At 69.1% G+C, this 11,000-nt stretch carries 9 protein-coding genes and 1 pseudogene; 3 read left to right on the top strand and 7 right to left on the bottom strand.

The annotated features are described in order from the left end of the window. The 6 genes and pseudogenes from A9W95_RS19290 to A9W95_RS19265 all read right to left on the bottom strand — a co-directional run. Positions 1–1,581: pseudogene (locus tag A9W95_RS19290) on the bottom strand (UDP-N-acetylmuramoyl-L-alanyl-D-glutamate--2,6-diaminopimelate ligase); the annotation flags it as partial. A gap of 68 nt (positions 1,582–1,649) precedes the next feature. Continuing rightward, positions 1,650–3,623: a penicillin-binding protein 2 gene (locus A9W95_RS19285; protein ID WP_067416320.1), complete on the bottom strand. Its 1,974-nt coding sequence runs from the start codon at positions 3,621–3,623 to the stop codon at positions 1,650–1,652. Continuing rightward, positions 3,620–4,747: a hypothetical protein gene (locus tag A9W95_RS19280; RefSeq protein WP_067416318.1), complete on the bottom strand. Its 1,128-nt coding sequence runs from the start codon at positions 4,745–4,747 to the stop codon at positions 3,620–3,622. Before A9W95_RS19280 ends, A9W95_RS19285 begins: the two co-directional genes overlap by 4 nt. Beyond that, positions 4,744–5,931, bottom strand: a complete 1,188-nt coding sequence (gene rsmH / locus A9W95_RS19275; protein WP_253851707.1) for a 16S rRNA (cytosine(1402)-N(4))-methyltransferase RsmH — start codon at positions 5,929–5,931, stop codon at positions 4,744–4,746. The genes A9W95_RS19280 and rsmH overlap by 4 nt, the downstream gene beginning before the upstream one ends. Before the next feature lies 1 nt (position 5,932). Beyond that, positions 5,933–6,364 (bottom strand): division/cell wall cluster transcriptional repressor MraZ, encoded by a 432-nt coding sequence (gene mraZ, locus A9W95_RS19270; RefSeq protein ID WP_067416315.1) that lies wholly within the window; start codon positions 6,362–6,364, stop codon positions 5,933–5,935. Between the two features lie 379 nt (positions 6,365–6,743). Continuing rightward, positions 6,744–7,145 (bottom strand): DUF3040 domain-containing protein, encoded by a 402-nt coding sequence (locus tag A9W95_RS19265; RefSeq protein WP_067416312.1) that lies wholly within the window; start codon positions 7,143–7,145, stop codon positions 6,744–6,746. Between the two features lie 243 nt (positions 7,146–7,388). On the opposite strand from A9W95_RS19265, the gene A9W95_RS19260 reads away from it, so the two are divergent. Both A9W95_RS19260 and A9W95_RS19255 read left to right on the top strand, forming a co-directional pair. After that, positions 7,389–8,000 carry an N-acetyltransferase gene (locus A9W95_RS19260; protein ID WP_067416310.1) on the top strand — a complete coding sequence of 204 codons (612 nt, stop codon included), beginning with the start codon at positions 7,389–7,391 and terminating at the stop codon, positions 7,998–8,000. Positions 8,001–8,171: 171 nt separating this feature from the next. Then, entirely contained in the window at positions 8,172–8,819 is a 648-nt protein-coding gene (locus tag A9W95_RS19255; protein ID WP_067416346.1) for a DUF3153 domain-containing protein, read from the top strand. On the opposite strand, the gene A9W95_RS19250 is transcribed toward A9W95_RS19255, so the two are convergent. Then, complete coding sequence (locus A9W95_RS19250) at positions 8,816–9,718, bottom strand: mycobacterial-type methylenetetrahydrofolate reductase (RefSeq protein WP_067416343.1); 903 nt, start codon at positions 9,716–9,718, stop codon at positions 8,816–8,818. The genes A9W95_RS19255 and A9W95_RS19250 overlap by 4 nt on opposite strands. A gap of 207 nt (positions 9,719–9,925) precedes the next feature. On the opposite strand from A9W95_RS19250, the gene A9W95_RS19245 reads away from it, so the two are divergent. After that, positions 9,926–10,996, top strand: a complete 1,071-nt coding sequence (locus A9W95_RS19245) for a polyprenyl synthetase family protein (RefSeq protein ID WP_067416307.1) — start codon at positions 9,926–9,928, stop codon at positions 10,994–10,996. Positions 10,997–11,000 lie beyond the last annotated feature (4 nt).

Genomic DNA, 11,000 nt, shown 5'->3' with positions numbered 1-11,000 from the left:
CACACGCGTTCCTCCAGGGCCTTGGCCAGTTCCACCCGGTCGTCGAAGGGCCGCACGTCCGGCCCGGCGCGCTGGCCGGTTTCGTGGCCTTTGCCGGCGACGAGTACCACGTCGCCCGGTCTCGCCCAGGCGACCGCGTGCCGGATCGCCGCCGCGCGATCGCCGATCTCGACCACCTGTGCGGCCTGGTCGACGCTGCGCGCCCCGGTGAGGATCTCGCGCCGGATGGCGCCGGGGTCTTCACCGCGGGGGTTGTCGTCGGTGACGACGACCAGGTCGGCCAGTTCGGCGGCGACGGCGCCCATGGGAGCGCGCTTGCCCGGGTCGCGTTCGCCCCCGGCGCCGAACACCACCGCCAGCCGGTGTTCCGGCTGCCTCAAGGTGGTCAGGACCGCCCGCAGGGCGCCCGGTTTGTGGGCGTAGTCCACCAGCGCCAGGAAGTCTTGGCCGCGGTCGACGTCTTCCATGCGGCCGGGGACGCGGGTGTCTCGCAGGCCCGGCGACGCCTGTTCGGGCGAGACCCCGACCGCATCCAGGATGGCCAGCGCGATCAGGCAGTTGGCGACGTTGTAGTGGCCGGGGAGCCGGATGCCGACTCGGTGCTGGACGCCGGCGGGGTCGACGACGGTGAATTCCTGGCCGCCGGCTCGCAGCGGCGCCACGTCGGTCGCGCGCCACTGCGCGGGCTGGCCGGTGGCGCTGACCGTGATCGGGTCGGCGGCGCGAGCGGCCATGGCGCGGCCCCACTCGTCGTCGACGCAGACCACGGCGGTGCGGGCCCGCAAGGGCGACCGCGGATCGAACAGCAGGGCTTTGGCCTCGAAGTAGTCGTCCATGGTGAGGTGGAAGTCGAGGTGATCGCGCGAGAGGTTGGTGAAGCCGCCGACGGCGAATGCGGTGCCGTCGACGCGGCCGAGGGCCAGCGCGTGACTCGAGACCTCCATGACCACGGTGTCGACGCCGCGCTCGGCCATCGCGGCCAGCAGGGCTTGCAACGCGGGCGCCTCCGGAGTGGTCAGCGCGCTGGGGATGTCGGCGCCGTCGATGCGGATGCCGATGGTTCCAACCAGCCCGGCGACCCGCCCGCCCGCGCGTAGGCCGGCTTCGACCAGATAGGTGGTCGTGGTCTTGCCCGAGGTGCCGGTGATGCCGACGACCGCGAGCCGCTCGGAGGGGTTGCCGTAGACGGTGGCGGCCAGGCCGCCGAGCACCCCGCGCGGTGTTGGGTGAACCAGGATCGGGACCGCGTGGCGATGGGCTGCCATCTCGGTGACCCCGGCGGCGTCGGTGAGCACCGCGACGGCGCCGCGGTCGATCGCCTCTCCGGCATGCCGGGCGCCATGGGTAATGGTGCCGGGCAGCGCGGCGAACAGGTCACCGCTCTGCACGTCCTGGCCGCGCAGGGTGACGCCGGTGACCCGCACCTCGGGCGGAGCGGGCCCGTCGGCTGGTACCGCGCCGACCTGGGCGGCCAGCGCCGCTAGTGAGACACCCGCGCCGGTGGTGGGGCGCAATCCAGCGGATACCGACGCCACGTGTCACCACCTCCGTCCTCGGGCGTTGCGGGCCGACGCTGCCCATGATCAGCCATGATCGGCCATGACACCCTACCCAGCGACACCCGGTCGCCGGTGTGACGCGGGGCCTGCTCAGGTGGCTTGCAGCACCAACGGCGGGCCGGGATCGGGTGACAGCGGCACGTTCTCCCGCTGCATCAGCCAGCCCGCGATGTTGTGGAACAGCGGGGCCGCAGAGTGGCCGGGTGTGCCGTCGGCGTTGCGCTCGGGGTTGTCCAGCATCAGCCCGATCACGTAGCGGGGATTGTCGACGGTGGCCATGCCGGCGAAGGTGATCCAGTAGACGTCGTCGAAGTAGCAGCCGCAACCGGGGTTGATCTGCTGGGCGGTGCCGGTCTTGCCGGCCATTTGGTAGCCGGGCACCGAGGCGGCGGGTCCGGTGCCCTGCTGGTAGCCCATCGGGTCGTTCTGGACCACGGCGCGCAGCATCTGGCGCACGGTTTGCGCGGTTTGGGCCGACACCACCCGGATGCCGTCGGGACGGGGTTCTTCGGTGCGGGTGCCGTCGGGGGCGACGGTGGCCTTGATGATGCGCGGCGGGATGCGCACCCCGTCGTTGGCGATGGCCTGGTACATGCCGGCCATCTGCAGCAGGGTCATCGAAAGGCCTTGCCCGATCGGCAAGTTGGAGAAGGTGCTGCCCGACCATTGATCGATCGGCGGGACCAGACCGGAGCTTTCGCCGGGCAGCCCAACGCCGGTGCGCTGGCCCAGCCCGAACTTGCGCACCATGTCATAGAAGCGTTCCGGGCCGACGCGCTGGGCGAGCATGAGGGTGCCGACGTTGGAGGACTTCCCGAACACCCCCGTGGTGGTGTAGGGCATCACGCCGTGGTTCCACGCGTCGTGCACGGTGACGCCGCCCATCTGCAGTGTGCCGGGCACCTGCAGCACCTCGTCGGGGTTGGACAGGCCGTACTCGATCACCGAGGACGCGGTGACGACCTTGTTGACCGACCCCGGCTCGAACGGTGAGGACACCGGCAGGTTGCCCAGCTGTTTGTCGCCCTGGCGTCCGATGTCCTGGGACGGGTCGAAGGTGTTGTCGTTGGCCATGGCCAGCACTTCACCGGTCTTGGCGTCCAGGACGACGGCCGAGACGTTGTGGGCACCGGAGAGATTCCTGGCCTGCTGCACCTGCTGTTGCACGTAGAACTGGATGTCGTTGTCCAGGGTGAGCTGAACCGTGGAACCGTCCACCGCCTTGTGCCGGTTGCGGTAGCTGCCTGGGATGACGACGCCGTCCGAGCCGCGGTCATAGGTGACCGACCCGTCGGTTCCGGCGAGCATGGCGTCCATCGAGTCCTCGAGGCCGAGTAGGCCGTGGCCGTCCCAGTCGATGCCGCCGACGATGTTGGCCGCCAGGGATCCGCCTGGATACTGGCGCAAGTCCTGGCGTTCGGAACCGACTTCGGGGTACTTCTCCGAGATCGCGTTAGCGACGGCCGGGTCGACGGAGCGAGCCAGGTAGACGAAGGTCTCGTTGCTGTCCAGCTTCTTGAGCAGCGTGGCCGCGTCCGGCTTGTTATTCAGCCGCGTGGCGACTTCCTTGGCGATGTCTTTGAGCCGCTGCTGCGGATCGGGCGCCCGCTGCGACTTCTTCTTGGCCTCCTCCAACTGCTGGCGCACCCGCTTGGGCTGGAAGGTCAGCGCCCGCGCCTCGATGGTGAACGCCAAACGGTCGTTGTGGCGGTCGACGATGGCGCCGCGGACGGCGCGTTGCACGTCGGTGACCTTGAGCTGACCGGCCGCCTGGGCACGCAGCGCCGAAGCATCCGACACCTGCAGGAAGAACAGCTGGACCGCGGCGACCAGGATCAACGCGAAGACCACCGCGTTGCCGGCGCGGTGCCGGAAGACGAACGACGCGCCGCGCGAGGTCACCACGTCCACCGCCTGGCGGGTGCGCCGCTCGCGGGCCGACCGACCGGCGGAGGACGGCTCCGGCTTAGGCGACCGCTTAGGTTTGCGAGCTTCGGGCGCCGGGGCGGCCGAACCGCGCCGCGCGCGCGTCGGGCGGGGCTGGCGCGAGTCGCCGCGCCTCACCGCTGTGCTCCCGGAACCACCGGCACGGTGACGGGACCAAACTGCTCACCGGCCGGCAGCATCGGCGCCAAGGCTTGCGGCTGCGTTGGCAGTTGCGGCGGCGCGAGCACCGGCCCGGGCGCCGGGAGCAGCGCGGGCACCGGCGGCATGACCAAACCCGGCGGTACCGTGCCGGCTGGCAGCGGCATCGGCACTTCGGCCGGTCCCTGGACCGGCTGCCCGGGCACCGGCGGCATCACCTGCGGCACCGTTAGCTGGGCGGGTGGCTGGCCAGGCAGCTGGCCGGGGAACGGTTGCGTGCCCCCCACCGTCGTGGAACCGTCCGGATTGCGCAGCAGCAGCTGCGGGCCGGACCTTCCCGGCACGGGCGGGTCATTCGGGCCCGGCATCACCCGGACCGGCACCTCCGGCGGAGCCACCGGCGGCTTGGGCGGAGGCGGCGGGCCCTCTTCGGGCAGCTTGGTGTTCAGCGGCGGCGGTGGCACCCCGTCGGCCGGCTTGGGCGTCCCCACCACCACCCAGTTGCCGTCCGGCGCCTGCACCAGGTGGGCGGTGTCCCGGGTCGGGATCATGCCCTGCTTGCGGGCGGCTTCCGCCAGCGCCGGGGCCGATTCGGCCTGGCGCACATCGCGTTCCAGCGATTCCTTTTGCTGCTGCAGCATCTTGGTGCGCTCGCGGGCGTCGCTCAGCTGGTAGGAGCGCTCGGCCGCAGCGGTGGACAGCCACAGCGTCAGACCCAAACCCACTCCCAGCGAACCGATCACCAGCACCACGAAGGGCACCTTGCTGACCAGAGTGCGGGGCCGCAGGTCGATGCTGGCCAGACGCGTGGCCAGCCGCTCACTTAACTTGGGCCGAACGACCTTCGGAGCCTTGGCCTTCCGGGCTTTGGCGCGAGCCTTGGCCTGGCTGGTGCTCTTCGGCCGGGCCGGCCGGTCGACGGGCCGGGTGATGGGGCTGGTCTGCGGTCCAGAACTCGGTACCCGCGGCTCCCGACTGGGCGCCGCGGTCCGGCTGCCCGCCGCGCCTGCCCTGGGGCGGCTGCCCTTCCGGGCGGCACCGTCGCGTCCGCCGCGACGACCGCTGGTGCGGCGCGTCGATGCGTCATCACGCTTCGTCTTCATGCATCGCCCTTCTGCGAGGTGGCTTGCCCGTCCTGCTCGATCCGTTGCACCGCCCGCAGCCGCACCGGGGCGCTGCGCGGGTTGCGGTCGATCTCGGCCGCGTCGGCTCGTTCGGCACCGTGCGTCAGCGACCGGAATCGTGGCCCGTGACCGGGCAGCTCGACCGGCAGACCGGCCGGTGTCCGGGAGGCGACCGCGTCGGCGAAGAACCGTTTGACCATCCGGTCCTCCAGCGACTGGTACGCCATCGCGGCGACGCGGCCTTGCACCGCAACAGCTTCCAGCGCGGCGGGTATCGCACCGTGCAACGCGTCCAGCTCACCGTTGACCGCGATGCGCAACGCCTGGAACGTCCGCTTGGCCGGGTGGCCGCCGGTGCGCCGGGCCGGGGCGGGGATCGCCTCGTAGAGCAGGGCGACCAGCTCCCCGGTGGTGCGCAGCGGGGTGCGGGTGCGCCGCCGCACGATGTGTTCGGCGATGCGGCGGGCGAACCGCTCCTCGCCGTAGCGGCGCAGAATGTCGGTCAGCGCGGCCTGGTCGTAGGTGTTGACGATGTCGGCGGCCGTCAACGGCTCGGTCGGATCCATCCGCATGTCCAGCGGCGCGTCCTGGGCGTAGGCGAAACCGCGCTCGGCGCGATCCAGCTGCATCGAGGAAACCCCGAGGTCGAACAACACCCCGTCCACCGATTGCGCCACGCGGTAGCCGCAGTCGGTCAGCGCGTCGGGCAGTCCGTCAAAGCGCGTGTGCACCAATGTGATTCGGTCGCTGAACTGTGACAGCCGCGACTCGGCGATGGCCAGGGCATTGGGATCACGGTCCAGCCCGATCAGCCGCAGACCGGGCAATTCGGTGAGGAAGCGCTCCGCATGCCCACCGGCACCGAGGGTCGCATCGACGAGGACCGCCCCGGAGCCGTCGGACCCGTGTCGGGTCAATGCCGGCCTCAGCAGTTCCAGGCAGCGTTGCGCCAGCACCGGAACATGTCCGAAATCGGCTGCGCCAGAGCCTGGTTCGTCAACCACCGCGACACCTCCCCGGCTCTGACTGCACCTGGAGGCGGCCCAGGTCACCGTCGGCTGCGGCGCCCGTGCACCCTGGTCTCTGACCGAAGACACGAACCTGGCGTTGGGGAAGTACGCCAGGGTCGGTTCGGGCAGAGACCACGGTGCACAGGCATGCACCTCAGAAGATGTCGCCGAGTGCTTCATCGCTGGCCGCGGAGAAGTTCTCTTCGTGGATTTGCTGGTAGTCCTGCCAGGCTTGGGCGTCCCAGATCTCGAGGTAGTCGACGGCGCCGATCACCACGCAGTCCTTGGACAGGCCCGCGTAGCGGCGGTGGTCAGCCGAAAGCGTGATCCGGCCCTGGCTGTCGGGGTGCTGCTCGTCGGTGCCCGCAGCGAGGTTACGCAGGAACGCCCGCGCTTCTGGATTGCTGCGCGGCGCTTTGCTGGCCCGACGCGCCAGCTGCTCGAACTCCGCCCGCGGGTAGACGGCGAGGCTGTGGTCTTGGCTCTTGGTGACCATCAACCCCCCTGCCAGTGCGTCGCGAAACTTGGCCGGCAGCGTCAGCCGCCCCTTGTCGTCGAGCTTGGGCGTGTAGGTGCCCAAAAACATTGGGGCACCTCCAACCTCGAGCGTTTCCACTCACCCAAACACTTCGGCCACCATACCCCACAGTCCCCCACTTCGTCCCACAATCTGCCCCTCCGCGCGTCTCGGTGTCGCGTTTCTCCACTTCGCCGTGACCTGCCGGGAAAGCGGTGCCGTCGTCGGGAACTCCGCCTACCCCTGAATTCAAGGCAAAAGCCCAGTTCAGACCGGAGCTGGGGGGCTAAGAAGAGCGGGGTGGGGCGCGGTGGGGCGTGTTCTCAACGAAACGGCCACAAGTGGGGCACAACTAGGCCACGCAAGCGGTTCACGAGCCTCTGCAGCGCAGAAAGCAGATATAAAAACGGGGCAGCCCTGACGGCTGCCCCGCTACTTGTCGCGTCGCTCAGTCCTCGAAGCGGCGCCGGAACCGATCTTCCATCCGGCTGGTGAAGGAGCCGGACGCCTTGTTGCGGCGCTGGCGCGCGGCGCCCGATGCCGGCCGGCTGTGATCCACCCGGCCCGGAACGCGCTGGCCGGTGACCGCGTACACCACGCCGCCGAACATCACCACGAAGCCGATGACGCTGAGGATCGGGAAACTTCCGATCATGGTGGCTTTGAACGCCACGCCGGACACCAGCATGGCCAGCCCGACGATGAACAAGGCCGCGCCCTGCACGCGTCGCCGAGCCGTCGGCGCGCGGAACCCTCCGCCTCGAACGCTCGACGCGAACTTCGGGTCCTCGGCATAGAGAGCGCTCTCGATCTGATCGAGCATTCTCTGCTCATGATCGGAGAGTGGCATTCGTCCCTCCTTGCCGACAGACTGTCGTTAGCGATAGCGCGAGCATGCCCACTCTTGGGGCACCTAATTCAGATGATACGAGGTCAATCTACGCCGTACCACTGATTCGCAGGCGATTCTATCCTTGCTGCATTGCAGCAGGCAGGCCGACCGGATGGCAGTGTGTTGCAAGCTGTCACATCGACCGTTCAATACTGTGCACAGGCATCGCGTTGGATCACCACCTGAGGAGGGCACCGCGAATTGGCGACTTTCCTCATCGATCTGCCGCCAACCGATATGGAGCGCCGCCTCGGTGACGCTCTCAAGGTGTACGTCGACGCGATGCGCTATCCCCGGGGAACCGAGAATCAGCGCGCCGCCATGTGGTTGGAGCACACCCGCAGGCGAGGCTGGCAAGCCGTGGCCGCTTTAGAGATCGAGGGAAGCACCGAACCCGACGGTAGTTGGCAGCCGTCGGCGGCCGAGATGAGCCGTGCGCCGTTGGTCGGCGTGGCCTACGGCTACCCCGGAGCGCCGGGCCAGTGGTGGCAACAGCAGGTGATTCTGGGCTTGCAGCGCAGCGGATTTCCGCCGCCGGCCATCGACCGGCTGATGAGCAGCTACTTCGAACTGACCGAGCTGCACATTCATCCGCGTGCTCAGGGCCGGGGCCTGGGCGAGGCATTGGCGCGGCGGCTGCTGGCCGGACGAGCCGAGGCCCACGTGTTGCTGTCCACGCCGGAGACCAACGGCGAAGCCAACCGCGCCTGGCGGTTGTATCGGCGGCTGGGCTTCACCGACGTCATCCGCGGCTACCACTTCGCCGGTGACCCGCGGGCCTTCGCAATTCTGGGCCGCAAACTGCCTCTATAGAACTCGGTAGCACCGGGGACAAAACCCGGGCGGCTCGCCGAAGCGACACACCGGATCTGGCACGATGACCTCGTGCCCGCCAGCTCTCCCCCGCGCCCGGCCCGAGTCGTCGCGGGCCCCCGCAACAGACCCGACAGATCCCGCCGGCGTCGCCGCCTGGTGGCCATCGCCATGCTGCTGATGCTGGTGCCGTTGGCCACCGGCTGCCTGCGCGTCCGGGCGTCGCTGACCATCTCGCCCGACGACCTGGTGTCCGGGGAGATCATCGCCGCGGCGAAACCCAGGTCGAACAAGGACACCGGACCCCAGCTGGACAGCAACAACTTGGGCTTCAGCCAGAAGGTGGCGGTGTCCAACTACGACAGCGACGGGTATGTGGGGTCGCAAGCGGTGTTCTCCGACCTGACCTTCGCCGAGCTGCCGCAGCTGGCCAACATGAACTCCGATGCCGCCGGTGTGAACCTGTCGCTGCGTCGCAATGGCAACCTGGTGATTTTGGAGGGCCGCGCGGACCTGACCTCGGTGACCGACACCGATGCCGACGTGGAATTGACGGTGGCCTTCCCCGGGACGGTGACGTCGACAAACGGTGACCGCATCGAGTCCGAAGTCGTGCAGTGGAAGCTCAAGCCCGGCGTGGTGAGCACCATGACCGCGCAGGCGCGTTACACAGACCCCAATACGCGGTCGTTCACCGGCGCGGGCATCTGGCTGGGTATCGCCTCGTTCGCCGCCGCCGGTGTGGTGGCGGCGGCGGCGTGGCTCAGCCGGGACCGTTCGCCGCGGTTCACCACACCGGGCGAACCGCCGCCGAGCTAGCTGGCCGCCTGCCGGTCGGGAGCCCAGTAGGCCAGCATTTCGGCGAAGGTTTCGAACGCCGGCGCCGATACCCCGTAGGTGGCCTCGAAGTGGATGCTGAGCGGGAAGCCCAGCTCGGCCACCCCGTCGATGACGCGTTTGTACAGGTCGACCAGGAGCTGGCGCTTGACGGCGGGCTCGCTGCCGGCCAGTTGTTTGACGAACTCCTGCTCGGCGGCCACCGCCGCGTTGCCCGGGTCCTGGATCAGCCAGTTGATCAGCCCGATACGGGATTCCATCTTCGGCACGAACCCAAACGACAGCAGCATCTCCGGCCGGTGCTCGGTGGTCTTGGCGAATTCGGCGAGAAAGTCGACGATGGCGTCGGAATACAGCAGCTGAGTCATGCCGTAAGTGGCGCCCTGGTTGCACTTGAAATCGAGCCGCCCCTGTTCACCCTCTCGGGTGGGAATCACGATGACGCCGCGGTTGACCACCAGTTCACGGTAAATCGACAGCGCGTCGGTGGGTGCCACGCCGGAGCCTTCGCCGTCGTTCATCGTGCGCGGCACCCCGACGAAGACGATGCCCTCCATGCCCGCATCGACGAGGGTGGACAGCCGCTGGCCCAGCGAGGCCTGATCCATGAAGGCGGTGACCTGGGTACACAAGCCGTTGACCCCGGGCAGCTGCGGCTTGATGATCGACCAGAAGTCGAGGACATCCATTTTCTGCTGCATGGCGACCGGCCGGTCGTCGTCCTCGGCGATCATGCCGGGGATCATCACGTGCCGGATCCGTCCGTCCAGGCCAGATTCGGCGGAGTAGCGCAGCACCTTCTGCGCGTCTTCGTTGGCCCGTTGCACGCCGCCGTCCACGTTGGGTGGCACCAGCTCCAAGGCAATGGTGTTGAGCGACACGAGATCCTCTTCCTGGCTGCTTGACTTCCCCGACCGCCAATCCCTCGACAGCATAGGGGCGGTCGGGGAACGCCATCGAAGCCACTGGTGCGAGCCAGGGCCGAATACACTGTCGGGACCGGGAGACCTGTCTCGGACAGAAGCGAAAAAGATGAAAGGGGCGCCGCGCTGAGCCTGGAAGCTTCGGCCGCATCGGCAACCGTCGAGTTGGCCGGCGCCATCACCGCGCAACTTCGACGGTATTTGGCTGACCGTCGCAGCGCCGGCTCCTACATCGCCGTACCGCAGGGCAGCGACTACAGCGCCTTCACCGCCTGGCTGGAAGAATTCGTGCTGCGCGGCGGCAAGCGGCTACGGCCGGTGTTCGCCTATTGGGGCTGGCAGGCGGTGGCCCCCGAGGATCCCGACGCCGAGGTGCTGCTGTTGTTCGGCGCACTGGAACTCCTGCACGCGTCGGCGCTGATCCACGACGACGTGATCGACGTCTCGGCGACCCGGCGCGGCCGGCCGACGGCGCACATGCATTTCGCGGAGTTGCACCGGGAACGCCGGTGGCGCGGCCCGGCCGCTCAGTTCGGGGCGTCGGCGGCCATCCTGCTCGGTGACGTCGCCCAAGCCTGGGCCGACGACATCATCTCCGAAGTCTCCGCGGCGCGACTGCCGGCCGACGCGCAGCGGCGCGTCCGGCGAGTCTGGTCCGACATCCGCACCGAGGTACTGGCCGGGCAATACCTTGACATCGTCGTCGAGGCCAGCGCCGCGGACTCGATCGCCTCGGCGATGACCGTCGCCACCTACAAGACCGCCTGTTACACCGTGATGCGCCCGCTGCAGTTGGGCGTGGCCGCCGCCGCGGACCGGCCCGATGTGGCCGGTGCCTTCGGCCAATTCGGCACCGACCTCGGGGTCGCGTTCCAATTACGGGACGACGTGCTCGGTGTCTTCGGAGACCCCGAGGTGACCGGCAAACCGTCCGGCGACGACCTGCGCTCGGGCAAGCGCACTGTGCTGCTCGCCGAGGCGATCGCCTTGGCCGACCGGGTGGATCCGCCGGCCGCTCACCTGTTGCGGACCTCGATCGGCTCGGAGTTGACCGACGCGCAAGTCCACCGACTGCGCGAGGCGATCGTGGACGTCGGTGCGCTGGCGGCCGCGGAGAACCGCATCACCGCGCTGACCCAGCGCGCGCTGGACACGCTGGCGTCGGCGCCGATCAATCCCGCGGCCAAGACCGGCCTGCGCGCGCTGGCCAGTCTGGCCACGGATCGGTCAGCGTGACCCG

The organism is Mycobacterium sp. 1423905.2 (assembly GCF_001673155.1).
Classification (GTDB): domain Bacteria; phylum Actinomycetota; class Actinomycetes; order Mycobacteriales; family Mycobacteriaceae; genus Mycobacterium.
Note: the sequence above shows the minus strand (reverse complement) of the source record. Positions and strands in the feature narration are given on the sequence as shown.

Excerpts from the sequence above, each read along its gene's own strand:
- A9W95_RS19265 (WP_067416312.1), bottom strand. The coding sequence starts at position 7,145 with ATGCCACTCTCCGATCATGAGCAGAGAATGCTCGATCAGATCGAGAGC.
- A9W95_RS19280 (WP_067416318.1), bottom strand. The coding sequence starts at position 4,747 with ATGAAGACGAAGCGTGATGACGCATCGACGCGCCGCACCAGCGGTCGT.
- mraZ (WP_067416315.1), bottom strand. The coding sequence starts at position 6,364 with ATGTTTTTGGGCACCTACACGCCCAAGCTCGACGACAAGGGGCGGCTG.
- A9W95_RS19255 (WP_067416346.1), top strand. The coding sequence starts at position 8,172 with ATGCTGCTGATGCTGGTGCCGTTGGCCACCGGCTGCCTGCGCGTCCGG.